Genomic DNA, 24,586 nt, shown 5'->3' on the forward strand with positions numbered 1-24,586 from the left:
CATGCGGCGGCGTGGCCGCTCAGCCCTTCCAGGCCCCCGCCGCCGCGGCCTCCCGCGCGAAGTCGGTGAAGTCGCGCGGCGCACGGCCCAGCACCTCGCGGACACCGTCCGTGACATGGGCGTTGCGGCCGTCCATGAGGGTCTCGAAGACGTCCACCAGCAGCTCGACCTCCTCCGGCGGGACCCCGAATCCGGCCAGCGCCTCGCCGTAGGCACGGGTCGGGACCGGCGTGTACGTGATCGTGCTGCCCGTCGCCGCGGAGATCTCCGCGACCGCCTCCCGCCACGACAGCAGCCGCGGCCCGGTCAGCTCCAGCGTCCGCCCCGCATAGCCGTCGCCGGACGTCAGCACGGCCGTCACCACGTCCGCGATGTCCCGCACGTCGATGAACGGCTCCGTCACCTCGCCCGCCGGGAAGACCAGCTCCCCGTGGACCATCCCCTCCACCAGCGGCCCCTCGCTGAGGTTCTGCGCGAACCACGCGGCCCGTACGACCGTCCAGTGCGCGCCCGACGACCTCAGCGCCTCCTCGGCCGGCAGCGCCTGGTCCTCGCCGCGTGCCGACAGCAGCACCAGCCGCCGCACCCCGAGCCCGACCGCCTCCCGCGCGAGCGCGTCAATGCCCTCGGCCGCCGCCGGGGCGCCGATGTCGGACGGGTACATCAGATACGCCGCGTCCGCGTCCCGCAGGGTCTCCGCCCAGGTCGTCGGGTCCTCCCAGTCGAAGCCCCGCGCCCGGGACGCCTCCCGCACCGTCAGCCCCGCCGCGCTCGCCGCCCGAGCCACCCGGCTCCCGGCACGACCCGAGGCACCGGTCACCACCACTGTCATCGCTTGCGTGTTCGCCTTGTCGGCTGCGTTTTCCGTCATGCCTCAAGTCAACGGCCGCGCGCGCCAACAGCCCATCGCTGAACGGCTCACTCCCATGCGCGGGCGTCTACGCTGACGACATGGACGCCCTTGCAGGACTGTTGGAGGGTCCACGTGCCCGTGGCGCCTTCATGATCCGCGCGTGTTTCGAGCCGCCGTGGTCCATCCGCATCGAGGACCGGGCCCCGCTCACCGTCATGGTCATGGTTCGCGGGGAGGCCTGGGTGCTCCCGGACCGGGGCGAGCGGATCCGGCTGCGCCCCGGCGACCTCGCCATCGCCCGCGGCCCGGACCCCTACACCTGCGCCGACGACCCCGGCACCGCGCCACAGGCCCTGATCCTGCCGGGCGCCGAGTGCCACTACCCCGACGGGCGCTCCCTCAGCGGCTCCATGGACCTCGGCGTGCGCACCTGGGGCGACCGGCTCGACGGCTCGGCCGTGATGCTGATCGGTACGTATCTGTGGGACGGCGAGATCAGCGGGCGGCTGCTGAAGGCGTTGCCGCCGCTGCTGTCCCTCACGGCCGACGTGTGGAACTGCCCGCTCACCCCCTACCTCATGGACGAGATCGTCCGCGACGAACCCGGTCAGGAGGTCGTCCTGGACCGGCTGCTCGACCTGCTGGTCATCGCCGCGCTCAGGGCCTGGTTCTCCCGGCCGGAGGCGGCGGCCCCGGCTTGGTACCAGGCGATGGCCGACCCGGTCGTCGGCCGTGTGCTGCGGCTCGTCCAGGACGACCCGGCCCTGCCCTGGACCGTTGCGTCGCTCGCCGCCAAGGCGGGGGTGTCGCGGGCCGCGCTGGCCCGTCGGTTCACCGAGCTGGTGGGGGAGCCGCCGATGACGTACCTCACGGGGTGGCGGATGGCGCTCGCGGCGGATGCGCTGCGTGATACCGACGACACGTTGGATGCCATTGCCCGGCACGTCGGCTACGGGAGCGCGTTTGCCCTGTCCAGTGCGTTCAAGAGGGTCTATGGGGTGAGTCCGCAGGAGCACCGGGGGCGGGTTTCGTTGTAGCCCCGCTCCCCTGGAGGGGCGCTTACGCTGGCGTATGTGTATGAGGAGCGGGCGTCCCGGGTCCTGGATGCCGTCGTCTGGACCAATACGCCGCCGGTCGGCGGCGCCGGACGGGTGCTGCCCGACGGGTGCATGGATCTGCTCTGGCACGACGGGCGGCTGCTCGTCGCCGGGCCCGACACGCGTGCGTACGTCACCGCGGGGGAGTCGAGCAGCTGGGCGGGCGTCCGCTTCTCTCCCGGCACCGCTCCCGCCGTCCTGGGCGTACCGGCTCACGAGCTGCGCGACCGGCGGGTCGATCTCGCGGACCTGTGGCCGGCAGGGGACGTACGACGGCTGTGCGGCCGTATCGGTGCCGCCGCCGACCCGGTGACCGCCCTCGAAGACGTTGCGCTGGAGCGCGCCGCCGATGCCGAGCCGCCCGATCCGCTCCTGCGAGCCGTCGTGACCGCCCTCGACGCGGGTCGGCCCGTCGCCGTCACCGCCGATGAGCTCGGGCTCGGCGCCCGGCAGTTGCACCGCCGGTGTCTGAGCGCCTTCGGCTACGGTCCCAAGACGCTGGCCCGGATTCTGCGGCTGCAGCGGGCGCTCGCGCTGGCGCGGGGCGGAGTGGGCCTCGCGGACACGGCCGTGCGGGCCGGGTTCGCCGATCAGGCCCATCTGGCGCGGGACGTCAAGGAGTTGGCGGGTCTGCCGCTCGGTGAGCTACTCGGCCGGCGCGGCGGCTAGCGGCGCGAACAGGTCGACGCCGTTGCCGTCCGGGTCGTGCACGGTGGCGTACCGCTGGCCCCAGAAGGCGTCCCACGGCTTGAGTTCGCCGTGGTGGCCGGCTTCCAGCAGTTCCTCGTACACCGCGTCCACCTCGGCCGGATCCGCGCACCGCAGTGCCAGCCCGGCGCGGCTGCCGCCCGTGGGCGCTCGCCACCCCGGGTGGAAGGACCGCACGGTCTCCTCGGTGTCGAGCAACAGGCGCAGCCCGCCGGGCAGTTCGGCCTCGGCGTGCGGCTCGCTCTCGGCGCCGGCGGGGAACGCGAAGCCGAGGCGACGGTAGAAGGCGACGGAGGCGGCCATGTCGGTGACGACGAGGCCGATGGCATCGAATCGTGGAGTCATGCGGCCACCGTAGGCAGGGACCGGCCGGCCGGTCTTGAAGGAATCGGACACCACCTGCGCGCTCGCGTCCTTGCCGGCTCACCTCACTCGAAGGTCACCGCCCCCAGGGGCGTGTCCACCGTGAAGGAGATCCCCACCGGGCCCGCCGTGAGGTCGAGGTCCGTGCACAGTGCCGCCAGCAGGGGCCGGATCTCGTCCGGCTCGGGGGCGCTCGCGGTCAGGGACAGCAGGGGGGTGGTGCGTTGGCGTCCCTGGCGGACGCGGAGAGCGAACCGGAGGCCTCCCGGCTGCGCGAGGAGGCGGAGGAGGCGGGCCGCCGGTGGCGTCAGTTGGCGGGACAGCCACGTCGGGACGCCGCCCAGGAGGCGGAACAGGCGGCCCGCCTCCTCGCGCAGCCGGGAGGCCTCCGGTTCGCTCTCCGCGTCCGCCAGGGACGCCAACGCGGGCGCCGTGCCCACGAGATAGCCGAGCTCCTCCCGGATGCGGAGGGACTCGGCGAAGCCGTGCCGGGCCTCCGCCAACTCGCCGTCCCGCAGGGCCAGTCCGGCCAGATGACGCCAGGTGAAGGACAGCAGGAGCGGGTCGGCATGCGCCGTCGCACCGGCATGGGCCCTGCGGTACGCGGCTCGCGCGGCCTGCGGCGAGTGCGCCAGGTTCTCCGCGAGGAGACCGCGGCGGAAGTCCAGGAGGGCGCGGCCCTGCGCCCCGGGAGCGATCAGCGCCGCCGCACGCCCCAGCGCGGCGCGCGCCTCGTCGGCCCGGTCGCGCACTGAGTGCAGCGTGGCGGCGTACGCAAGTTGCCCTCGTTCACAAGCGGCCGCACCCCGCTCGTCGTCACTGTGGGCGAGCGCCTCGGCCGTACGGAGCGCGTCCTCGGCCTCCTCCCAGCCCTGCTCGGTGTAGAGACAGCGCTCCACCAGCAGCGACGCCCGCTGGAGCGCGGCCGGTGCGGTCACCGGCTGCAGCAGGGCCGCCGCGTCCGCCCAGCAGGCGCGTGAGCGCAGCCGCCATACCGCGGTCTGGAGTGGATCGTCACCAGCGGTCGTTCCGTTACCAGACATGGCGGTATACGCCACCTGCCCTCCCCGAGCACGCCATCGAGCTGTTGAGTGGTTGCGGCATCTCAGCACGAATCTCCGGGCTCGGCCAAGAGGGTGGGTGAAGGATTTCACAAAGTCGTGGGACAGCGGCGGCACTTCGTGTCATCCCGGCGGCGGGCCGGACGAGGTCAACTCATGCGCAATGCCAAGAAGAAATCCAGCTTGTCCTCCAGCCGGGACAGGTCCCGGCTCGTCAACTGCTCGATCCTGCCCACTCGGTAGCGCAGTGTGTTGACGTGCAGGTGAAGACGGGTCGCGCAGCGGGTCCACGAGCCGTCGCAGTCCAGGAAGGCTTCGAGCGTCGGGATCAGTTCCGCGCGGTGGCGGCGGTCGTAGTCGCGCAGGGGGTCCAGGAGGCGGGCGGTGAAGGCCCGTCGTACGTCGTCCGGGACGAAGGGCAGGAGGAGGACGTGCGAGGCCAGCTCCTGGTGGCCCGCCGCGCAGACCCGCCCGGGGCGCGCCGCCGCCACCCTGCGGGCATGCCGGGCCTCCTCCAGGGCGCCGCGCAGGCCCTCCGCCGAGTGCACCGCCGCGCTGACGCCGAGCGTGACGCGGCCGTCGCCGTCCAGGCCCGCGGAGAGCGGGGCCCGCACCGACTCCAGGAGCGCGTCGGCGAGGATGCCGGTCTCCGAGCCGTCGTGTTCCGAGGAGACCGCGGGGAGGGGGACCAGCGCGATGGCCTCGTCGCCCGTGTGGGCCACCGCGATGCGGTCGGAGGGTTCGGGGCCCGTGGCGAGCGGGTCCACGAGGATCTCCTCCAGCAGGGACTGCGCGATCGGGCCCGCCTCGATGTCACCGTCCTCCCACTCGGCCCGGGCGACCACCACCTGCCAGTGCGGGGCCGCACCGAGACCCGGCAGCAGGACCGGTGCCGCGACCCTCAGGCGTGCGGCTATCTCCGCGGGTGCCGCGCCCGTCTGGACCAGTTCGAGGACCTCCTGCGCAAGACGGCGGCGGACCGTGCGCGCCGCGTCCCGGCGGTCCCGTTCGACCGCGATCAGCTGGGTGACGCCCTGCAGGAGGTCGAGCCGCTCCTCGGGCCAGTCGCTCGCGTCCGCCTCCACGGCCAGCAGCCAGTCCGACAGCAGCGTCTCGCGCAAGTCCCGCGAGCCCGGCGCTGAGCGGCCGCTGCTGCGGATCGGGAACAGGGAGTACGTCGCGGCGCCGAGGGTGATCCGGTGCGGGCCGCGGCGGCCCGTGCGGGCGGCCGTCAGATGCTCCGCCGCCAGCCGCGCGCACAGCTCGGCGGGCAGGGCGGGGCCCCCGACCTCCGAACCCGCGATGAGCCGGCCCGTCGGCGACAGCACCCACGCCCGCAGGTCCAGGTCCGAGCCGAGGAGGTCCAGGACCACGTCCGGGCCGCCGCCCGCCGGGCCCGAGGTCATCATCCGGCGGTGCCGGTCGACGACGGCCGCGAGGTCCCCGGCCCGCTCGCCGCTCACCTGCCGTACGACGTGCTCGGTGACCGTCGCGAACGCCACCGACTCGTGCACGGCGAAGAGCGGGAGGCGGTGGCGGGCGCAGGCCACCACCAGGTCGTCGGGTATGTCGCCGAGCTCGGCCTCACCGGCCGCCAGGGCCACCACGCCGGCCTGCACCAGAAGGTGCACGAAAGGGTCGGAGTCCGCCGCGTCGCGACGCCACGCCAGCCCGGTGAGCACCAGCTCACCGCCGGAGAGGTAGCGGCTGGGGTCCCTGAGGTCGGTGGTCATCACGCCGCGCACGGTGCGATCCAGCTCGTCCTCGCCGCCGAGCAGCTTGAGGCCCAGCGCGTCCGTTTCCAGCAGTGCGCGCAGCCGCATTTCGTCGCCGCCGTTCTTTGTCTCGAAATCTACGATGAAGGGTGAAGGGTCTGTCGGGGCGGCCCGTACGGCGGGCCGATGAGCGGCGCCGGGCGGCGGTGCTCGTCGTCTTTCGGACGGTGTCCCAGGTCACAGGGCCGTGCCGGTTGTTTCCGGAGAAAGACGTGGAGGTTTCTGGTGACCTCTGTTCATACGAATCTACAAGATGACCACCCTGGCCAGCCAACTCCTTCATGGTTTCCGTGACTGACCCTGGTGGAGTACGGCGCTGTGTACTGACGTCAATGCGCGTTAACAGCACGTGAACGAGCCGGGTTCGCCGGACCTGATCTGGCTCAAACCGTACGACCCCATGAGACGAGGAAGGAGCCGGTCATGGACTTCCTTCGCCCCGCCAGCTGGGAGGAGGCGCTCGCCGCGAAGGCCGAGCACCCCACCGCTGTGCCGATTGCGGGTGGCACCGATGTGATGGTCGAGATCAACTTCGACCACCGCCGGCCCGAGTACCTCCTCGACCTCAACCGCATCCGCGACCTCGAAGAGTGGGAGGTCGGCGAGGAGAGCGTGCGACTGGGTGCCTCGGTGCCCTACGCCAAGATCATGGAGCACCTGCGCGCAGAGCTGCCGGGTCTCGCCCTCGCCTCGCACACGGTCGCCTCCCCGCAGATCCGCAACCGCGGCGGCGTCGGCGGCAACCTCGGCACCGCCTCCCCGGCCGGCGACGCCCACCCCGCCCTCCTCGCGGCCGGCGCCGAGGTCGAGGTCGAGTCGGTGCGCGGCAGCCGCCGTATCCCGATCGACGAGTTCTACACCGGCGTGAAGCGCAACGCGCTCGCCGCCGACGAACTCATCCGGGCCGTGCACATCAAGAAGGCCGACGGGCCGCAGCAGTACTCCAAGGTGGGGACCAGGAACGCCATGGTCATCGCGGTGTGCGCCTTCGGGCTCGCGCTGCACCCCGGGGCGCGGACCGTGCGGACCGGCATCGGCTCGGCCGCGCCCACACCCGTTCGGGCCAAGGCCGCCGAGGAGTTCCTGAACGCGGCACTCGAAGAGGGCGGCTTCTGGGACAACGGCAAGATCGTCACCCCGTCGGTCGCCAAGCAGTTCGCGGATCTGTGCTCCGGCGCCTGCAACCCGATCGACGACGTCCGGGGCACGGCGAGCTACCGCCGGCACGCGGTCGGCGTCATGGCCCGCCGGACGCTCACCTGGACCTGGGAGTCGTACCGCGGCGAGCGCCGCCCCACTGAAGGAGCCGCGTGATGCGTGTCAACTTCACTGTCAACGGACGTCCGCAGGAAGCCGACGACGTGTGGGAGGGCGAGTCCCTGCTGTACGTGCTGCGGGAGCGGATGGGGCTTCCCGGGTCCAAGAACGCCTGTGAGCAGGGCGAGTGCGGGTCCTGCACGGTCCGGCTCGACGGCGTGTCCGTGTGTTCGTGTCTCGTCGCCGCCGGGCAGGTCGAGGGCCGTGAGGTCGTGACCGTCGAGGGGCTCGCGGACTACGCCAAGCAGCGCGCGGAGCACGGCGGGTGCGCCACCGGTGCCTGCGGTACCTCGCTCCAGGACGCCCGGGCATGGGCGGCCAAGGGGCAGGACTCGCAGACAGGTGAGGGCACCGAGCTCTCCCCGGTCCAGCAGGCGTTCATCGACGCCGGCGCCGTCCAGTGCGGGTTCTGCACCCCGGGTCTGCTGGTCGCCGCCGACGAGATGCTGGAGAACAACCCGAACCCGAGCGACGCGGACATCCGCGAGGCCCTGTCGGGCAACCTGTGCCGCTGCACGGGCTACGAGAAGATCATGGACGCGGTCCGCCTCGCGGCCGCCCGGCAGGGAGAGGCGGTCTGAGCAGCATGCCCTCCCCCAAGCACGCAACCAGGATCGAGCAGGGCGGTACCCCCGCCGGCGCTCCCACGAAGATGACCCAGGGTTCCCGGACCAAGGGCGGCATCGGTGAGTCCACGCTCCGCCCCGACGGAACCCTCAAGGTCACCGGCGAGTTCGCGTACTCGTCCGACATGTGGCACGAGGACATGCTCTGGGGGCAGATCCTCCGGTCCACCGTCGCGCACGCCGAGATCGTGTCCATCGACACGGGCGAGGCCCTGGCGACGGCGGGTGTGTACGCCGTCATGACGTACGACGACCTGCCGACCGACGTGAAGAACTACGGCCTGGAGATCCAGGACACCCCGGTCCTCGCGCACGGCAAGGTACGCCACCACGGCGAGCCGGTGGCCATCGTCGCCGCCGACCACCCGGAGACGGCCCGCCGMGCSGCCGCCAAGATCCACGTCGAGTACCGCGAGCTGCCCGTCATCACCGACGAGGCCTCCGCGACCGCGCCGGACGCGATCCTCATCCACGAGGGCCGCGACGACCACCACATCGGTCACGTCCCGCACCCGAACATCGTGCACCGCCAGCCGATCCTGCGCGGTGACGCCGCGGCGGCCGCCCGGCGGGCCGACGTCGTCGTCAAGGGCGAGTACACCTTCGGCATGCAGGACCAGGCCTTCCTCGGCCCGGAGTCCGGCCTCGCCGTGCCGGACGAGGACGGCGGCGTCCACCTCTACATCGCCACCCAGTGGCTGCACAGCGACCTGAGGCAGATCGCCCCGGTCCTCGGCCTGCCCGAGAGCAAGGTCCGCATGACGCTGGCCGGCGTCGGCGGTGCCTTCGGCGGCCGCGAGGACCTGTCGATGCAGATCCACGCCTGCCTGCTGGCGATGCGCACCGGCAAGCCGGTCAAGATCGTCTACAACCGCTTCGAGTCCTTCTTCGGGCACGTTCACCGTCACCCGGCCAAGCTCCACTACGAGCACGGGGCCACGAAGGACGGCAAGCTCACCCACGTGAAGTGCCGGATCGTGCTGGACGGCGGCGCGTACGCCTCCGCCTCCCCGGCGGTCGTCGGCAACGCCTCCTCGCTCAGCATCGGCCCGTACGTCGTCGAGGACGTCGACATCGAGGCCCTCGCCCTCTACACCAACAACCCGCCCTGTGGCGCCATGCGCGGCTTCGGAGCGGTCCAGGCGTGCTTCGCCTACGAGGCGCAGATGGACAAGGTGGCCAAGGAACTCGGCATGGACCCGGTCACGTTCCGGCAGCTGAACGCGATGGAGCAGGGCACGATCATGCCGACCGGGCAGCCGGTCGACTCCCCGGCGCCGGTCGCCGAACTCCTGCGCCGCGTCAAGGCGATGCCGATGCCGCCGGAGCGCCAGTGGGAGTCCAGCGAGGGCGCCGACGTACGGCAGCTGCCCGGCGGTCTGTCCAACACCACCCACGGTGAAGGCGTCGTACGCGGCGTCGGCTACGCGGTCGGCATCAAGAACGTCGGCTTCTCCGAGGGCTTCGACGACTACTCGACGGCCAAGGTGCGTATGGAGGTCGTCGGCGGTGAGCCGGTTGCCACCGTGCACACCGCCATGGCGGAGGTCGGCCAGGGCGGCGTCACCGTCCACGCGCAGATCGCCCGCACCGAGCTGGGCGTCACGCAGGTGACGATCCGCCCCGCGAACACGCAGGTGGGCAGCGCCGGTTCGACCTCGGCCTCCCGGCAGACGTACGTCACCGGCGGCGCCGTCAAGAACTCCTGCGAGCTGGTGCGCGACAAGGTCCTGGAGATCGGGCGCCGCAAGTTCGGCTCCTACCACCCCGCCTGGGCCACCGCCGAGCTGCTCCTGGAGGGCGGCAAGGTCGTCACCCACGCCGGCGAAGTGCTCGCCGATCTGGTGGACGTCCTTGAGGGCGAGGCCGTCGAGATCGAGGCCGAGTGGCGGCACCGTCCGACCGAGGCCTTCGACCTGCGCACCGGCCAGGGCAACGGGCACGTCCAGTACTCCTTCGCCGCGCACCGCGCCGTCGTCGAGGTCGACACCGAGCTCGGCCTGGTGAAGGTGATCGAGCTGGCCTGCGCCCAGGACGTCGGCAAGGCGCTCAACCCGCTGTCGGTCCTGGGGCAGATCCAGGGCGGCACGCTGCAGGGCATGGGCATCGCCGTGATGGAGGAGATCATCGTCGATCCCAAGACCGCGAAGGTCAGGAACCCGTCCTTCACGGACTACCTGCTCCCCACGATTCTCGACACGCCGATCATCCCCGTCGATGTGCTCGAACTCGCCGACGACCACGCCCCGTACGGGCTGCGGGGCGTCGGCGAGGCGCCCACCCTGTCGTCGACCCCGGCCGTCCTCGCGGCGATCCGGGACGCGACCGGGCTGGAGCTCAACCGAACGCCTGTACGGCCGGAACACCTCACCGGCACGGCGTAAGGAATCCCGAAAGACCCTCCGGGCGGCGTGTGGGAACGTCACACACTCCGCCGCGCCGCCCGGAGTACTCCGGCTGCCGTACCGCTCACGGCACTCGGGAACCCAGCAAGTACCAGCACCAAAGATCCTGTTCGTTCGTCTCGGGCCGTCCCCCGGGTCGTGCGGCCGAAGCACCTTCCCAAATCCCGTAGCCGTCAGGGCGGCCGCGCGGGTGCCCCTTTGAACCTTGGGAGTAGGCCCACATGACCCAGCAGTCACTGGAGCCGGCGACCACAGCCGACGACGCGGGAGAAGGCACCCGCGTCTCGGCTGGACGGTCCTGGCTCGACCGGTACTTCCACATATCCCACCGAGGATCCACGGTCGCGCGCGAGGTGCGCGGCGGCGTCACCACCTTCATGGCGATGGCGTACATCCTCCTGCTCAACCCACTGATCCTGTCCGGCAAGGACGCGGCAGGTGACACCCTCGGGCAGAAGGCCCTCATCACCGCGACCGCGTTCGCGGCGGCCTTCACCACGCTGCTGATGGGCTTCTTCGGCAAGGTGCCGCTCGCCCTCGCCGCCGGCCTCTCCGTCTCCGGCGTGCTCGCCTCGCAGGTCGCCCCGCAGATGTCCTGGCCGCAGGCCATGGGGATGTGTGTGATGTACGGCGTGATCATCATGCTGCTGGTCGTCACCGGCCTGCGCGAGATGATCATGAACGCGATCCCGCTCGCGCTGAAGCACGCGATCACCATGGGCATCGGCCTGTTCGTCGCCCTGATCGGCCTGGTGAAGGCCGGTTTCGTGCACCAGGGCAAGGCGACCCCGCTCAGCCTCGGCCCGACCGGCGAGCTGGCCGGCTGGCCGGTCCTGCTCTTCGCGATCACTCTGCTCGCGATCTTCATGCTCCAGGCACGCGGCGTACCCGGCGCGATCCTGATCGGCATCGTCGGCGGCACCGTGCTCGCCGTCGTCCTCAACGCCTTCGACGTGATCAACCCCAAGCAGTGGGCCAGCGGCGCTCCCGAACTGCACGGCAGCGCGGTGTCCATGCCGGACTTCTCGATCTTCGGCAACGTCGAGTTCGGCGGCTGGGGCGAGGTCGGCGCGATGACCGTCGGCATGATCGTCTTCACGCTCGTGCTCGCCGGGTTCTTCGACGCGATGGCCACCATCATCGGCGTCGGCACCGAGGCCAAGCTCGCCGACGACCAGGGCCGGATGCCGGGCCTGTCCAAGGCGCTGTTCATCGACGGCGCCGGCGGTGCGATCGGCGGTGTGGCCGGCGCGTCCGGGCAGACGGTGTTCGTCGAGTCGGCGACGGGTGTGGGCGAGGGTGCCCGTACGGGTCTCTCCTCGGTCGTCACCGGTCTGTTCTTCGCGGCCTGTCTCTTCTTCACCCCGCTCACCGCGATCGCGCCGGGCGAGGTCGCGGCCGCTGCCCTTGTGGTGATCGGCGCCATGATGATGATGAACGCGCGGCACGTGGACTGGGCCGACCGGGCCACCGCGATCCCGGTGTTCCTCACCGTCGTGATCATGCCGTTCACGTACTCGATCACGGCCGGTGTCGCGGCCGGCGTCATCTCGTACGTCGCGATCAAGGTCGCCCAGGGCAAGGCACGGGAGATCGGGGCGTTCATGTGGGCCCTGACAGGCATCTTCCTGGTCTATTTCGCCCTCAATCCCATTGAGAGCTGGATGGGCGTGCACTAGGGACTGGTTGAATCGCCTTCCACACAACGCTGTGAAGGAGACCGACGGATGCTGGACATCGCCGAAGAGCTGCACCGGTGGGTCGAGCAGGGACGCGACTTCGCCGTGGCCACCGTGGTGGCCGTCGGCGGCAGCGCACCCCGCCTGCCGGGTGCCGCGCTCGCGGTGGACGCCGACGGCACGGCCATCGGCTCGGTCTCCGGCGGTTGTGTGGAGGGCGCGGTCTACGAACTGTGCCAACAGGCGCTCGAGGACGGCGAAACGGTCCTGGAGCGCTTCGGCTACAGCGACGATGACGCCTTCGCGGTCGGTCTGATGTGCGGGGGCGTCATCGACATCCTGGTCACGCCGGTACGTGCCACGGACCAGGCCCGCCCCGTGCTCGCGACCGCGCTGCGGGCGGCCGCGGGCAGGGAGGCGGCGGCGATGGCCCGGATCGTGTCGGGCCCCGCCGACCTGATGGGCCGCGCGCTGCTGGTCCGCCCCGACGGCACGTACGACGGCGGCTACGGCGCCCACCCCGAACTGGACCGCACGGTCGCGGCGGAGGCGGGCGCGTTCCTGGACGCGGGCCGCACGGGCACGCTGGAGATCGGCGAACAGGGCTCGCGCTGCGGAGCCCCGGTCACGGTCCTGATCGAGTCCTCCGTCCCCGCCCCCCGGATGATCGTCTTCGGCGCGATCGACTTCGCGTCGGCGCTGGTGCGGATCGGCAAGTTCCTCAACTACCGCGTGACCCTGTGCGACGCCCGCCCGGTCTTCGCGACCAAGGCCCGCTTCCCGGAGGCCGACGAAATCGTCGTGGAGTGGCCGCACAAGTACCTGGAGCGCACCGAGGTGGACGCCCGGACGGTCCTGTGCGTGCTCACCCACGACGCGAAGTTCGACATCCCGCTGCTCCAGCTGGCGCTGCGGCTGCCGGTGGCGTACGTGGGCGCGATGGGCTCGCGCCGCACGCACCTCGACCGCAACGAGCGGCTCCGGGAAGTCGGCGTCACCGAACTGGAGCTGGCCCGGCTCCGCTCCCCGATCGGCCTGGACCTGGGCGCCCGTACGCCCGAGGAGACGGCGTTGTCGATCGCCTCGGAGATCGTCGCGGGTCTGCGTGGCGGCAGCGGGGTCTCACTGACCGGCGCGCACACGCCGATCCATCACGACGCGACGTCCACGCCCTCGCCGGCGGGGCGGATCGGGTCGGTGGCCTGAGCGCTCGGCGCGGGCTGGTCGGGCCAGGCGAAGGCGTAGGCCGGGTCGCCGCCCCGGCTGATCCGGACGAAGCGCAGCAGTTCGCGCACGATCCCCGCGTTGCCCATCGCCCACCCGGTCTGCGGTTCCAGGTCGCTCGGGTCGGCCCGGTGCTCCACGTTGGACCAGCGGGCGCCGTCGGCGTCGCGGGTGGCGTGGGCGGCGATGTCGGCGACGAGGATCCGGGCGAAGTCGGGGGAGTCGCCCTGCTCGGCGATCCGGTCGCAGGCGAGGGCCAGGACGCCCGCCGTGCCGCAGCAGCGGCCGTTGTTGTCCCAGAACCCGGGGTGCGGCCGGTTCGGCAGGCCCGAGTGTGTGACGGTGTGCCAGCAGCGGTCGGCGAGGGACGGCCAGGCGGGGTCGGCGGTCAGGTTCCGCAGCAGACGGAAGACCTGGGCGTCGCCGGTGGGGCCGTGGCACCAGCCGTAGTTGTGGCGTGCGGTCTTCTCACCGCCGTGCCGAGGGTCGGAGTGGGGCACGAGGAAGCCGTCGGGACCGGCTTCGTCGCGAGATACGACGTCCGCCGCGCCGGCGAGGGCCAGTTCGACCAGGTCGGTGCGGCCCGTCGCACGGCCGACCGCGGCCAGCGCGTACACGATGCCGAGGGTGCCGTGCGAGATGTGGTGCATGCGCCCGGTCACGTGGGGCCGATGCTGCCACTGCACACCTGCCGCGGTCCGCTCGGCCGTACGGGCATACGGCTCCACCGCACGCACGGCGAGGTCCTGCGCCCCGGCCGACAGAGCTCCGAGGCCGATCCCCGCGTTGCCGCCCATCAGCTCGTACAGCTCGCCCCAACGCTCCCCGTCGAAGCCCGCCCGCACCAGCTCCAGGGCCCGGTCGGCGGCGGCCTCGGCGGCCGGGTCGCCCAGCTCGTCGTGAACGGCACGCAGCGCGAGGGCGATTCCGGTGCGGCCGAAGTAGAGGGAGTCGTCCTCCCAGCTCTCGACGGATGCCGCCAGTGCGCGGGCCGCGCGCAGGGCCGCGTCCGCGTAGGAGTCGTCGCCGAAGTGCCGCCAGGCTTCCAGGAGGACGGGGACGACTCCGGCGGTGCCGTTGTAGAACATGGGGTCGATCTCGTGGTCGGAGGGCTTGACGGGCCAGCCGAGTCCGCCGTCGTCCCCGGTGTCCCGCGCGACGGCCAGCAGCCACCGCATCCCGTCCACCGCCAGCGCCTCGACCTCGTCGGCGGTCGGTGGCTCGACCTCGTTCAGTGCCATGTCCCTTGCCCCGCTTCCGCGTCGTCGCCTGCTCAGTCGCCCGAGTATCCGAAGATCCCTACGTGGCTTGCCTCTTCGTCGGTGTACAGGACAACGAACACACCGGTCCACCGCATCCGGCACTCGTCGATGAGCGTCTGCCCCTGCTCGTGCGGCCGGCGACGGCGCATGGCCTCGTACGACTCGTCGAGCAGTTCCTGGAATCGCTCGGGCGTCGGCCTGTTGCCGCCGAAGTGGTGGGCGATCCGGCCGGTCGGCAGGGGGCGCAGGGTCCCGTAGTCCTCGATGGCCTGCTCCGACGGCGCGGCCGTCGTGTGCACGACCCGCTGGATGTCGAGGATGGAATGGGTGCCCTCCTCACCCATGAACTCCTCGTCCGCCCACAGTTCCTCGATCGACCCGTACTCGTCGTCGTTGCCGTAGAGCTCCGCGAACACCTGCTCGTGCAGTGCAGCCAGAGACTCCTCGACACTGCTCTTGTACGCGGTGACGTACTCCCAGCCGCTGCCACCCATGACATCGCCCCCCCCGTGCGGGATCCGTGAGATCGCCGCGACCCTACGAGAGGGCACTGACATCCACCGGTGTCAGGACCTGCGCAGCAACCGGTTCACCGCCCGCCCGAACACATACCGACCCACCCGCTCCACCACCCCGTCCAGGGCCCCCGGCACGAACCGCACCCGCAGCTCCTCCCGCCACACCACCCGGGTACGCCCGCCCGGACCGGGCCGTACCTCGATCTCGGCCCAGCCCGTGATGACGCGGCCGCGCTTGTCCAACCGGCACAGGCCCGGTGAGTCGTCGTCGCCCGGCGGCTGCCACACCGTCACCTCCATCGGGTCGTCGAAGGAGAGGGGGCCGAGGCCGGAGCGGGCGACGAAGCGGGTGCCCTCGTGCGTCGGCGCGGGCGTCGTGACGCGGACGCGGGTCAGGGGGACGACCTCGGCGTGGCGGGGCCACTCCGTCAGGCGGCGCCACGCCTCGGTCAGGGGCAGTGGAACCGTACGTTCGAGGAGGAAGTTCGCCACGGGGTGATCCTACGGAACGGTTCTGTGGGATCAGGGCTGGTCACAGCCCGGTCGTATACGGGTCGTGCAGGCGGTCCAGCCGGCTGTCGGCGGGGAGGCGTACGTGAGGTGAACTCCCCTTCGGCCGCCCCGCCCACCCCGTACGCTTCCTCCCAAGAGCGGGCAATCCGCCCGCCGCCAGGGGGAGTTGATCGTCATGCCGCTGAAGACCTACGGCGTACTGATCGGACGAGCCGTCGACACCCGGCGCGAGGGCGGAAGCGACTCGCCGCACTACCAGATCCACATCACCGACGACCACGGCACCGACTACCGCGCCGCCGTCAACGTCCTGTCCGCGCAGCAGCCCTCCGAGCTGCTGTACTTCGTCAGCGAGGACTTCCGGCACCCGATCACGGCCCGTCTGGAGGGACTGACGAGCGGCTGGAACACGCTGCCGCCCGGCCCCGGCGGCCCGAACCTCGACTTCGTGCGCGGCAACCTCTTCGACCCGGCCCTGATGCGCAAGCTGCCCCCGGACCTCGAAGGCCCCGACAACGACCTCGCCGACCTCCTCGACCACTCCGTGCGCCGCGCGGTCACCGACGCGCAGGCCCGCGTGTATCTGTTCGGCGAGCGCTGGGGGCCCGAGGTCAGGGTCAAGGACAAGATCTTCGGCTTCCTGCCCGGCAACGGCGTCCACGACATCCATATGAACCAGGGCAACAGCGGCCGCTTCCGCGGCGACGACGGTGTCTGGCAGGACGGCGGACTGCTGATCCACTTCCCGGCACAGTCCCGCTGGGTCGCCGTCTTCCTCGCCTTCCAGAGCCAGTCCTGGAAGACGGACGACGCCACCGGCCACACCATCGAGGACGTCGACGGTTCGCGCCCGGTGCCCGGCACCCGGCCCGTCCGTATCGTCGCCGCGCTCGTCAACCCGCGCGGCCCCGCCCCCGAGGCCGAGACCGTGACCCTCCTGAACGCCTCGCCCGACCCCGTCGACCTGACCGGCTGGCAGCTCCAGGACCGGCTGGGCCGGCGCTCCGACGTGCCGCCCGGCCCGCTCGCGGCGGGTGCCGGCCGCACCGTACCGCTCGGCGGCGGCGCGCAACTGGGCAACCACGGCGGTGAGATCAGCCTCCTCGACGCCCGGCTGATCAAGGTCGACGGCGTGTCCTACACCGCCGAGCAGGCCGGCCGGGAAGGCTGGTCGGTCGTCTTCTGACCCGGGCGCGCGGCCGAAGCACGCCGTCTACCGCCCCCGTATACCCGTACGGCACGATGAGCGCGACCCGGACCACACTCGGGAGGGCGTCCCGTGGACCGTCAACCGCACGACGTGCTCGACGAGTTGCAGCGCGATCCGTATCCGCACTACGAGCGAGCCCGTCGCGCGGACGGGCTCGTCCACGTGCCCGAGCTCGATGCCTGGCTGGTCGCCCGGGACGCCGACGTGCGCGAAGTGCTGCGCCACCCCGAGGACTTCTCGTCGGCGAACAGCCTGCGGCCGGACGTGCTGCCGGCTCCCGCCGCGCTCGCCGTCCTCGGCGGCGGATTCGGCGGACGGCCCGTCGTCGTCACCACCGACGGCGCCGTGCACCAGCAGTTGCGCGCGCCCATCGTCCGCGGGCTGTCCCCGGCCCGGGTCGCCGCCGCTCTTCCGTACGCCGCCGAACGGACGGCGGTCCTGGTCGACTCCTTCGTCAAGGACGGCCGGGTCGAGCTGATGTCCGCCTACGCCCGGCGCCTCCCCGGCGACGTCATCGGCAGGATCGTCGGACTCGACCCCGCCGACGTACCGGCCGTGGTGCACGGCGGACACCGTGCCGAGGAGTTGCTGTTCCGGCCCCTGGCGCAGGCCGAGCAGATCGCCGCCGCCGAGGACGTGGTCGCGATGCAGCACGTCCTGGACCGGTATGTACGGGAGAGGCACGCCCGTCCCCGCGAGGACCTGGCCTCGGAGATCGTGGCGTCGCTCACCGACGGCGAACTCACGCTGGAGCAGCGGCACGAGGCGGTCGGCCACCTCCAGAACCTGCTGCTCGCGGGGCATCTGACCACCACGGCCCTGATCGGTACGACGGTCCTGCACCTGCTCCGGCATCGCGCCCAGTGGGAGCTGCTGTGTGCCGAGCCCGACAGGATCCCGGTGGCGGTCGAGGAGGCCGCCCGGCACGACACCGCCCTCCAGGGCTTCCGCCGGCTCACGACCCGGCCGCTCACCCTCGCCGGTACCGAACTCCCCGCCGGGGCAACGCTGTTCGTGGCCTTCGGCGGCGCCAACCGGGACCCCGCCCGGCACCCGGAACCCGACACGTTCGACATCACCCGCGCCCCGGTCCGTCACCTGGCCTTCGGCCTCGGTGCGCACGGCTGCCCCGGCGCACAGCTCGCCCGTGAACAACTCCGGCTCACCATCCAGGAGTTGACCCGGCGCCTGCCGGGCCTGCGGTGTGCCGAGGAGCATCCGGTCGAGATGCGTCCGACGATGATCCACCGCTCCCCGTACCGCCTCCACCTCACCTGGTGAGACGGCTCACCGGTACACCGTCCCCGGCTCGGCCTTCCCCGGCGCGAGCAGCTGCGGCACGGTCACGAAGACGAACCCCCGCTCCTTCAGCGTGTCGATGATCCCCGGCACCGCCGGCACGGTTCCGTCGTAGAGGTCGTGCAGCAGGATGATTCCGTCCCGTTCGGTCTGATCGAGGACACGCTGCTCTATGAGCTCGGAGTCATTGGTCGTGTAGTCCTTGGCCGTCACGCTCCACAGGACCTCCGACATCCCCAGCTCGCGGCAGATGTCGTGCACCGTGTCGTTCGTCCGGCCCTGCGGCGGGCGCATCAGCGTGGGGCGCCGCCCGATGATGCGCTCTATCTCCTTGTTGGGCCGCTCTATCTCCTCGCGTATCTCGTCGGGCTCCAGCTCCGTGAGTCTCTTGTGGTCCCAGGTGTGGTTGGCCACCTCATGGCCCTCGTCGGCCATCCGCTCGACCAGTTCCGGGTACTTCTCGATGTGCCGCTTGCCGAGCAGGAAGAAGGTTGCCGGGACCTTCTCCTCCTTCAGGATGTCGAGCAGTCGCGCGGAGTGCTCGCTGGGCCCGGCGTCGAAGGTCAGCGCGACGCACTTGGCCTTGCGGCAGTCGACGCCGCCGAGGCCGGCCTTGGTGGTGGACGTGGCCTGGGCCCGGGCGTCGCTGGGTGAGGTGGTGTCCATGTGCATGTACTGCTGGAAGGCCAGCAAGGCAGCGGCCGCCACCAGTACGGCGGCGGCACACAACCAGGCCCACGATTTTTTCATCTTCTTGATCGGAAAAGACATATCGCGACTATACATGGCGAGTATACTCGCCATGTATAGTGGGTGTTCATAGCGTCTGACCTGCGTCTTCCAGCGGTTTTACTGGGCGTAGAACGTGGCGTCCGCCCGATCCGTCGCCGTGCCGGGCGTCTGGACCTGGAGCAGGTATTCGTAGTGCCTGATGTAGCGCCCGGCGTAGTTGTACGACTCGTAGGAGACGCCCGCCGAGTCGGCCTGCCCGGCCCGCTTGAAGAAGCTCGCGTCGGACGCGAACTGTGTCGTGCCGTCGTTCTTCTCCAGCCACACCTCGAAGTTCTTGTGCCGCAGGTAGAAGCCGGGGAAGTTGGCCGACTCCAGCGACACCGTGCCGCTGCCGGTCAGGCCGGTGACCACGCGGAACTGTGAGTCCGCGAGCGGGGAGACACCGGCCTCGATACGTGCCCGGTACTCCCAGTGCCGGATGAAGCGGTCGGCGAAGTTGTACGACGAGAAGCGCTGCGGGGTGACGCCGTCGGCCACCGGGATGCCGAAGTCGGGGGTGCCGTCGGCCTTCCAGTACAGCTTCTGGACGCGGGTGCGGCGGTTGGGGTCGTTGAGGGGGTCGCCGGTGATGTCCTTGTAGCTGCGGTCGTGGTAGACGAGAACGTCGCTCTTGCCGTCCTCGGAGACGGTGAAGGAGTTGTGGCCCGGCCCGTACTGGCTGGTGGCGGCGTTGCTGGTGAACACCGGCGTGGAACTCTTGCTCCAGTTCGCCGCGTTGAGCAGATCGGCGCTCGCCGAGGCGGACAGCAGCCCCAGGCAGTAGTTGCTGTCGGTGGCGCTCGCCGAGTACGACATGAAGACCTTGCCGCCGTGCTGGATCACCGCCGGGCCCTCGTTGACCTTGTAGCCGACGGTCTCCCAGGAGTAGATGGGCCGCGACAGCATCACCGGAGTGCCGGTGATGGTCCAGGGGTTGGCCATCCTGGCGAGGTAGATGTCCGTGTTGTTGTTCACGGACGGGTCGCGCTGGGCCCAGGCGAGGTAGCGCACGCCGCCCACGACGAACGTCGTGGCGTCCAGGGAGAAGCTCTCCCACTGGGTCTTGATCTGGCCCTTCTCCGTCCAGGTGGCGGTCAGCGGGTTGGCGCCGGTGCCCTCCAGGACGTACATCCGGATCGCCCACACGTCGTTGGTGGCGCCGGCGGCGAAGTAGACGTACCACTTGCCGTCGATGAAGTGGATCTCCGGCGCCCAGATGTGCGCGCCCATGACCCCGCCGGCGTGCTTGGTCCAGATCGTGACCTCCTGGGCCGTGGACAGGCCCTGGATGGTGGTCGCCCGGCGCAGCACGATGCGGTCGTACTCGGGGACGGTCGCGGTGAAGTAGTAGTAGCCGTCGGTGTGTTTGAAGATGTGCGGGTCGGCCCGCTTCTCGGCGATCGGGTTGGTGTAGGTCACGGCGGGGGAGTCGGGGACGGCGGCCTGGGCGGGGGAGCCCGGCGCGACGAGGCAGGCCGCGCATGCGACCAGCAGCGCGAGGAGCAGGGACACGGCGTTGCGTCTCAAGGGAGTTCTCCAGATCCGGTTCACGTCAGGTCGTGGGGACGAGGCGCCACTGCTGGCAGGTGTTGTTCAGCCAGGTCCACTGCCGTACGTCGGCGCCGTTCGCGGTGGAGCAGTCGGCGACGTCGGCGACCTTGCCGGTGGACTCGTTGACGATGCGGACGTGGTCGCCGGTCGCGGTGAACACGAGGCGGTAGCGCTGGCACTTGTTGTCGAGCCAGGACCACTGCCGGATGTCGGCGCCGTCGGCCGCGGAGCAGTCGGCGGTGTCCATCACCTTGCCGGTGGCGATGTTGACCAGCCGGTTGGTGTCGTCGCCGAGGTCCTCGACCCGCCACTTCTGGTTGGTCCCGCCGGTGCAGGTCCACTGGAAGATGTTCGTGCCGTCGGCACTGTTGCCGCCGTTCACGTCCAGGCACTTGCCGCTGTTGCGGTTGACGAGGGTGTACGACGTCGGCGTCGCGGCCGTTTCGCCGGACGGGCCGGGGAGCGTGCTGCCGAGGGTGACCGGGGTGCCGAAGTCCGGGGTGCCGTCGGCGTTCCAGCCGAACTCCTGGGCGCGGGTGGTGCGGCCGTTGCCGCAGCCGCCGTTCGATGCGGAGTTGGCGTGGTAGACGATCCAGTTCTCGGTGCCGTCGGGGGAGGTGAAGAAGCCGTTGTGGCCGGGGCCGTAGACGCCGTTCGCGTCACTGCGCTGGAAGACCGGGGTCTGCTTCTTGGTCCAGGACGCCGGGCTCAGCGGGTCGGAGCCGGTCAACTCCAGCCGGCCGAGCTTGTAGTCGGCGGTCTGGCAGGAGCTCGCGGAGTACGTCAGGAAGGTGCGGCCGTTGTGGTACAGCGGCTCCGGGCCTTCGTTGACGGGGCTGCCGGAGCGCTCCCAGTCCAGCGTCGGACTGGAGATGATCGTGAAGGAGCTGCTCGCCAGGGTGTACGGATTGCTCAGCGGGGCGATGACCAGGCTCTGCGTGCTGCCGTTGATGAACCCGCTGCCGACCAGGTACAGCTTGTTGTTCGCCTGGAGCACGCTCGCGTCGATCAGCCAGCCGCCCGGCGTGAGGTTGGAGCCGGTGAGCGAACCCTTGTAGGTGTACGGCCCCATCGGGTCGGTGCCGGCGCTCTCCAGGACGTGCGTGCGCTGGGAGTCGCAGCAGGCGACGCCGCTCTGGCCGGCCGAGTAGTACACGTACCAATGGCCGTTGAACAGATGCATCTCCGGCGCCCAGATGTTGGTGTTGCGGGTCGACGTGGTGTCCGACCACACCTGAACGCTGGGCGCGGTGGCCAGGCCCGCGAGCGTCGGCGACTTGCGGATGCCGAGGATGCCGGTGAACGTCGTCGTGATCAGGTAGTAGTTGCCGTCGTGGTACTGGAGCCACGGGTCGGCGCCCTTGAACGACTTCAGCGGGTTGGTGTACGGGCGGCCGTCGGCCGCGGACGCCGGCTGTGTGGTCGCCACCAGGGCCAGGAGCGCGGCGAGTACACAGAGGATCAGCGATCTGCGGCGTTTCCTGAGCGGTGGGTGAGACATCCGGGGCATACGAGACCGTCCCTGTCCGTAATTTCGAACGAAGTTCGTGATTCCGATCGTGATGGAGTCAGAAGATAAAAGTCGGGCATGTCCCCGTCAACGGTTTCGACATGCGTGCTCCGGTTTCGTCCGCGCGCTCGGCAAACCCGCGTGCGGACGCACACCCGGCGCGGCCCGGCGCGATGGTGCGCTTGCCCGTTCAGGTGATGATCGGCCGGATCGACCGCTGGGTCGCCAACTGCCGCAGTATCCAGGGCACATGGACAATCACCGCGCGTCTGACGGCTCAACTCCCTTCTCCCGGCGGCAGTTCACGACCGCTTCCGCCGCGACGGCCGCCCTGGCCGCGTTGACGCCCGCATCGGCGGCGACCGCAGCACCCGCCGCCCCTCACCGGCCGAAGGCCACCACCGACTGGGACACCTGCCTGGCCGTCGCCCGCGCCCTGCTGCTGGTCGACGACCACGACCGGCCGCTCGCACCGGCGTACCGGAAGATCCTCGACTCCGGGCTGCCGCGCGCGACGACGAAGACCGCCAGGAAGATCCTCGTCGTCGGCGCCGGACCGGCCGGCCTGGTCGCCGCCTGGCTGCTGAAGCGGGCCGGGCACCACGTCACGCTCGTCGAGGCCAACGGCAACCGGGTCGGCGGCCGCATCAAGACCTTCCGCACCGGCGGGCACGAGCAGGCGGCACAGGCGTTCGCCGACCCGGCCCAGTACGCGGAGGCCGGCGCCATGCGCATCCCCGGCAGCCATCCGCTGGTGATGCAGCTGATCGACCAACTCGGCGTCAAACGCCGCCCGTTCCACCTCGTCGACGTGGACACGGACGGCAAGCCCGTCAACAACGCCTGGCTGCACGTCAACGGCGTCCGCGTACGCCGCTCCGAGTACGCGAAGGCACCCCGCAAGGTCAACCGCTCCTTCGGCGTCCCGCGCGAGCACTGGGACACGCCGTCCGGCACCATCCTGCGCCGCGCCCTGGACCCCGTACGCGACGAGTTCAGCACCGTCGGCCCGGACGGCAAGCGCGTCGACAAGCCGATGCCCGAGCGGGTCAAGGGCTGGGCGCGGGTCGTGCAGAAGTACGGCGACTGGTCGATGTACCGCTTCCTGACCGAGGAGGCCGGCTTCGACGAACGCACCGTGGACCTGATCGGCACCCTGGAGAACCTCACCTCACGGCTGCCGCTCTCCTTCATCCACAGCTTCATCAGCCAGTCGCTGATCAGCCCCGACACCGCGTTCTGGGAGCTGGTCGGCGGCACGGCGACCCTGCCGGACGCGCTGCTCAAGCAGGTCGCCGACGTCCTGCGCCTCGACCGACGCGCGACCCACATCGAGTACTGGGCCCCCGGCCGGRCCGGCGCCGACGACACCTCCCACGTCCACGCCAAGGGCCCGCACGTCTGGATCGACACCGTCTCCGAGGGCCGCGACGGCAAGGTCGTGCGCGAGCAGTTCACCGGGGACCTCGCGGTCGTCACGGTGCCGTTCTCGGGGCTGAGGCAGGTGCAGGTCAGCCCGCTGATGTCGTACAAGAAGCGGCGGGCGGTGGCCGAGCTGCACTACGACAGCGCGACCAAGGTGCTGCTCGAATTCGGCCTGCGCTGGTGGGAGTTCACCGAGGCCGACTGGAAGCGGGAGCTCGACGCCGTACGGCCCGGGCTCTACGACGACTACCGCAAGGGCAATGCGCCGGCCGACGGCAGCCTCCTCGGCGCCCACCCCTCCGTCCCGGCCGGCCACATCAGCGACGCCCAGCGGGCGCACCACGCCGCCAACCGCTGGGCCACCCGCGACCAGCCCGAGGCGGCGCACATCGTCGGCGGCGGCTCGGTCTCCGACAACTCCAACCGCTTCATGATCAACCCCTCGCACCCGATCGAGGGCAGCAAGGGCGGCGTCGTCCTCGCCTCCTACAGCTGGGCCGACGACGCCTCCCGCTGGGACTCCCTCGACGAGGACGCCCGCTACCCGCACGCGCTGCGCGGCCTGCAACAGGTCTACGGCCAGCGCGTCGAGGTCTTCTACACGGGTGCCGGGCGCACCCAGAGCTGGCTGCGCGACCCGTACGCGTACGGCGAGGCGTCCGTGCTCCTCCCCGGCCAGCACACGGAGCTGCTGGAAGCCATCCGCACCCCTGAAGGCCCACTGCACTTCGCCGGGGACCACACCTCGGTGAAGCCGTCCTGGATCGAGGGCGCCCTGGAGTCGGGCGTGCGGGCAGCGCTGGAGGCGCACGGGGGCTGAGCCCCCCGTGTGATTAGGCGGCGTCCGTCTCCGCCCTGGCCCGTACCGCGTCGGCCGGATCCCAGCCCCGGCGCGGTACGGAGGCCGGCAGGAGGCGGGTGTACGGATCCTCGGGCGCGCAGAGGAGCCGGTCCGTCGGGCCCTGCTCGACCACCCGGCCGCGCCGCATCACCACCGTCTCCTCGGTGATGTGCCGGACGACCGCCAGGTCATGGCTGACGAAGACCAGGACCACGCCCGTGTCCCGCCGGATCTCGGCGAGGCGTTGGAGGATCTGCGCCTGGATCGACACGTCCGGCGCGGCGACCGCTTCGTCCAGCACCAGCAGGGGAGACTGCGGCCGGGCTTCGATCGCGGTCATGCGGGGCTCTTCTTGGCGAGGACGGTGGTGAGCGGCGGCGCTGGGGACTCCTCGGGCAGGTCGGCGAGCCTGCGGCACGTGGCCGTCCCACCGCCGGGCGCGCGGGCGGGGCGAGGGGCGTCTTCGTCATCGACGAGCTCGGCGAGGTCTTCGAGGACCGGATCGACGCCGTCCTCACGGCCCCCCACACCCCGACCGGTAACACCAACGAGGCCCTGACCGGCCTGGTCGTCGCCGA

The 24,586-nt window shown here is 71.1% G+C and carries 20 protein-coding genes and 2 pseudogenes; 10 read left to right on the forward strand and 12 right to left on the reverse strand.

Going from position 1 to position 24,586, the window contains the following annotated elements:
* Positions 1-19 precede the first annotated feature (19 nt).
* Positions 20-871, reverse strand: a complete 852-nt coding sequence (locus tag EAO75_RS15695) for an NAD(P)H-binding protein (protein ID WP_147995683.1) — start codon at positions 869-871, stop codon at positions 20-22.
* An 80-nt stretch (positions 872-951) separates the two neighbouring features.
* On the opposite strand from EAO75_RS15695, the gene EAO75_RS15700 reads away from it, so the two are divergent.
* Together EAO75_RS15700 and EAO75_RS15705 are read left to right on the forward strand one after the other, a co-directional pair.
* Positions 952-1,890 (forward strand): AraC family transcriptional regulator, encoded by a 939-nt coding sequence (locus EAO75_RS15700; protein ID WP_147995684.1) that lies wholly within the window; start codon positions 952-954, stop codon positions 1,888-1,890.
* A 36-nt stretch (positions 1,891-1,926) separates the two neighbouring features.
* Positions 1,927-2,619, forward strand: coding sequence for a helix-turn-helix domain-containing protein (locus EAO75_RS15705; RefSeq protein ID WP_147995685.1), 693 nt, complete (start codon positions 1,927-1,929; stop codon positions 2,617-2,619).
* On the opposite strand, the gene EAO75_RS15710 is transcribed toward EAO75_RS15705, so the two are convergent.
* The 3 genes and pseudogenes from EAO75_RS15710 to EAO75_RS15720 form a co-directional block, all read right to left on the reverse strand.
* Positions 2,596-3,003 (reverse strand): VOC family protein, encoded by a 408-nt coding sequence (locus EAO75_RS15710; RefSeq protein ID WP_147995686.1) that lies wholly within the window; start codon positions 3,001-3,003, stop codon positions 2,596-2,598. The genes EAO75_RS15705 and EAO75_RS15710 overlap by 24 nt on opposite strands.
* Positions 3,004-3,314: 311 nt before the next feature.
* Positions 3,315-4,079: pseudogene (locus EAO75_RS15715) on the reverse strand (hypothetical protein); the annotation flags it as partial.
* Between the two features lie 152 nt (positions 4,080-4,231).
* Positions 4,232-5,905, reverse strand: coding sequence for a PucR family transcriptional regulator (locus EAO75_RS15720; RefSeq protein WP_147995687.1), 1,674 nt, complete (start codon positions 5,903-5,905; stop codon positions 4,232-4,234).
* A gap of 375 nt (positions 5,906-6,280) precedes the next feature.
* Between EAO75_RS15720 and EAO75_RS15725 the strand changes: the two genes are divergently transcribed.
* The 5 genes from EAO75_RS15725 to EAO75_RS15745 all read left to right on the forward strand — a co-directional run bounded on the left by EAO75_RS15725 (position 6,281) and on the right by EAO75_RS15745 (position 13,090).
* A complete protein-coding gene (locus EAO75_RS15725; protein ID WP_147995688.1) occupies positions 6,281-7,171 on the forward strand; it encodes an FAD binding domain-containing protein in 891 nt (296 codons plus the stop codon).
* Positions 7,171-7,755, forward strand: a complete 585-nt coding sequence (locus EAO75_RS15730; RefSeq protein WP_147995689.1) for a (2Fe-2S)-binding protein — start codon at positions 7,171-7,173, stop codon at positions 7,753-7,755. The genes EAO75_RS15725 and EAO75_RS15730 overlap by 1 nt, the downstream gene beginning before the upstream one ends.
* Positions 7,756-7,760: 5 nt before the next feature.
* Positions 7,761-10,184, forward strand: coding sequence for a xanthine dehydrogenase family protein molybdopterin-binding subunit (locus EAO75_RS15735; protein ID WP_147995690.1), 2,424 nt, complete (start codon positions 7,761-7,763; stop codon positions 10,182-10,184).
* A gap of 242 nt (positions 10,185-10,426) precedes the next feature.
* Positions 10,427-11,884, forward strand: coding sequence for an NCS2 family permease (locus tag EAO75_RS15740; protein WP_147995691.1), 1,458 nt, complete (start codon positions 10,427-10,429; stop codon positions 11,882-11,884).
* Positions 11,885-11,932: 48 nt separating this feature from the next.
* Positions 11,933-13,090 carry an XdhC family protein gene (locus EAO75_RS15745; RefSeq protein WP_147995692.1) on the forward strand — a complete coding sequence of 386 codons (1,158 nt, stop codon included), beginning with the start codon at positions 11,933-11,935 and terminating at the stop codon, positions 13,088-13,090.
* Here the strand turns inward: EAO75_RS15745 and EAO75_RS15750 are convergent.
* From EAO75_RS15750 to EAO75_RS15760, 3 genes are all read right to left on the reverse strand, one after another.
* Positions 13,036-14,349, reverse strand: coding sequence for a lanthionine synthetase LanC family protein (locus tag EAO75_RS15750; protein WP_147995693.1), 1,314 nt, complete (start codon positions 14,347-14,349; stop codon positions 13,036-13,038). The two genes, EAO75_RS15745 and EAO75_RS15750, sit on opposite strands and share 55 nt — an antisense overlap.
* Positions 14,350-14,381: 32 nt before the next feature.
* Positions 14,382-14,864 carry a hypothetical protein gene (locus EAO75_RS15755; RefSeq protein WP_147995694.1) on the reverse strand — a complete coding sequence of 161 codons (483 nt, stop codon included), beginning with the start codon at positions 14,862-14,864 and terminating at the stop codon, positions 14,382-14,384.
* A gap of 72 nt (positions 14,865-14,936) precedes the next feature.
* Positions 14,937-15,380 (reverse strand): SRPBCC family protein, encoded by a 444-nt coding sequence (locus tag EAO75_RS15760; RefSeq protein WP_147995695.1) that lies wholly within the window; start codon positions 15,378-15,380, stop codon positions 14,937-14,939.
* Positions 15,381-15,576: 196 nt separating this feature from the next.
* Between EAO75_RS15760 and EAO75_RS15765 the strand changes: the two genes are divergently transcribed.
* Both EAO75_RS15765 and EAO75_RS15770 read left to right on the forward strand, forming a co-directional pair.
* A complete protein-coding gene (locus tag EAO75_RS15765; RefSeq protein ID WP_147995696.1) occupies positions 15,577-16,587 on the forward strand; it encodes a DUF2278 family protein in 1,011 nt (336 codons plus the stop codon).
* A gap of 93 nt (positions 16,588-16,680) precedes the next feature.
* Positions 16,681-17,892 carry a cytochrome P450 gene (locus tag EAO75_RS15770; RefSeq protein WP_147995697.1) on the forward strand — a complete coding sequence of 404 codons (1,212 nt, stop codon included), beginning with the start codon at positions 16,681-16,683 and terminating at the stop codon, positions 17,890-17,892.
* Positions 17,893-17,898: 6 nt separating this feature from the next.
* Here the strand turns inward: EAO75_RS15770 and EAO75_RS15775 are convergent, their stop codons facing one another.
* The 3 genes from EAO75_RS15775 to EAO75_RS15785 form a co-directional block, all read right to left on the reverse strand.
* On the reverse strand, positions 17,899-18,681 hold the full coding sequence (locus EAO75_RS15775; protein WP_410092349.1) for a polysaccharide deacetylase family protein: 783 nt from the start codon (positions 18,679-18,681) through the stop codon (positions 17,899-17,901).
* A gap of 78 nt (positions 18,682-18,759) precedes the next feature.
* Complete coding sequence (locus EAO75_RS15780; protein ID WP_187284456.1) at positions 18,760-20,208, reverse strand: family 43 glycosylhydrolase; 1,449 nt, start codon at positions 20,206-20,208, stop codon at positions 18,760-18,762.
* 25 nt (positions 20,209-20,233) lie between these two features.
* Complete coding sequence (locus EAO75_RS15785) at positions 20,234-21,733, reverse strand: family 43 glycosylhydrolase (RefSeq protein ID WP_147996022.1); 1,500 nt, start codon at positions 21,731-21,733, stop codon at positions 20,234-20,236.
* Positions 21,734-21,992: 259 nt separating this feature from the next.
* Between EAO75_RS15785 and EAO75_RS15790 the strand changes: the two genes are divergently transcribed.
* On the forward strand, positions 21,993-23,987 hold the full coding sequence (locus EAO75_RS15790) for a flavin monoamine oxidase family protein (RefSeq protein WP_147995699.1): 1,995 nt from the start codon (positions 21,993-21,995) through the stop codon (positions 23,985-23,987).
* 13 nt (positions 23,988-24,000) lie between these two features.
* On the opposite strand, the pseudogene EAO75_RS15795 reads toward EAO75_RS15790, so the two are convergent.
* A pseudogene (locus EAO75_RS15795) lies at positions 24,001-24,315 on the reverse strand (ABC transporter ATP-binding protein); the annotation flags it as partial.
* A gap of 29 nt (positions 24,316-24,344) precedes the next feature.
* On the reverse strand, positions 24,345-24,536 hold the full coding sequence (locus EAO75_RS15800) for a hypothetical protein (RefSeq protein WP_147995700.1): 192 nt from the start codon (positions 24,534-24,536) through the stop codon (positions 24,345-24,347).
* Positions 24,537-24,586: the final 50 nt, after the last annotated feature.

Source organism: Streptomyces sp. UW30, from assembly GCF_008042075.1.
GTDB lineage: Bacteria > Actinomycetota > Actinomycetes > Streptomycetales > Streptomycetaceae > Streptomyces.

Excerpts from the sequence above, each read along its gene's own strand:
- EAO75_RS15765 (WP_147995696.1), top strand. The coding sequence starts at position 15,577 with ATGCCGCTGAAGACCTACGGCGTACTGATCGGACGAGCCGTCGACACC.
- EAO75_RS15710 (WP_147995686.1), bottom strand. The coding sequence starts at position 3,003 with ATGACTCCACGATTCGATGCCATCGGCCTCGTCGTCACCGACATGGCC.
- EAO75_RS15725 (WP_147995688.1), top strand. The coding sequence starts at position 6,281 with ATGGACTTCCTTCGCCCCGCCAGCTGGGAGGAGGCGCTCGCCGCGAAG.
- EAO75_RS15745 (WP_147995692.1), top strand. The coding sequence starts at position 11,933 with ATGCTGGACATCGCCGAAGAGCTGCACCGGTGGGTCGAGCAGGGACGC.
- EAO75_RS15695 (WP_147995683.1), bottom strand. The coding sequence starts at position 871 with ATGACGGAAAACGCAGCCGACAAGGCGAACACGCAAGCGATGACAGTG.
- EAO75_RS15755 (WP_147995694.1), bottom strand. The coding sequence starts at position 14,864 with ATGGGTGGCAGCGGCTGGGAGTACGTCACCGCGTACAAGAGCAGTGTC.
- EAO75_RS15720 (WP_147995687.1), bottom strand. The coding sequence starts at position 5,905 with ATGCGGCTGCGCGCACTGCTGGAAACGGACGCGCTGGGCCTCAAGCTG.
- EAO75_RS15740 (WP_147995691.1), top strand. The coding sequence starts at position 10,427 with ATGACCCAGCAGTCACTGGAGCCGGCGACCACAGCCGACGACGCGGGA.
- EAO75_RS15730 (WP_147995689.1), top strand. The coding sequence starts at position 7,171 with ATGCGTGTCAACTTCACTGTCAACGGACGTCCGCAGGAAGCCGACGAC.
- EAO75_RS15775 (WP_410092349.1), bottom strand. The coding sequence starts at position 18,681 with ATGTCTTTTCCGATCAAGAAGATGAAAAAATCGTGGGCCTGGTTGTGT.
- EAO75_RS15700 (WP_147995684.1), top strand. The coding sequence starts at position 952 with ATGGACGCCCTTGCAGGACTGTTGGAGGGTCCACGTGCCCGTGGCGCC.
- EAO75_RS15750 (WP_147995693.1), bottom strand. The coding sequence starts at position 14,349 with ATGGCACTGAACGAGGTCGAGCCACCGACCGCCGACGAGGTCGAGGCG.
- EAO75_RS15785 (WP_147996022.1), bottom strand. The coding sequence starts at position 21,733 with ATGTCTCACCCACCGCTCAGGAAACGCCGCAGATCGCTGATCCTCTGT.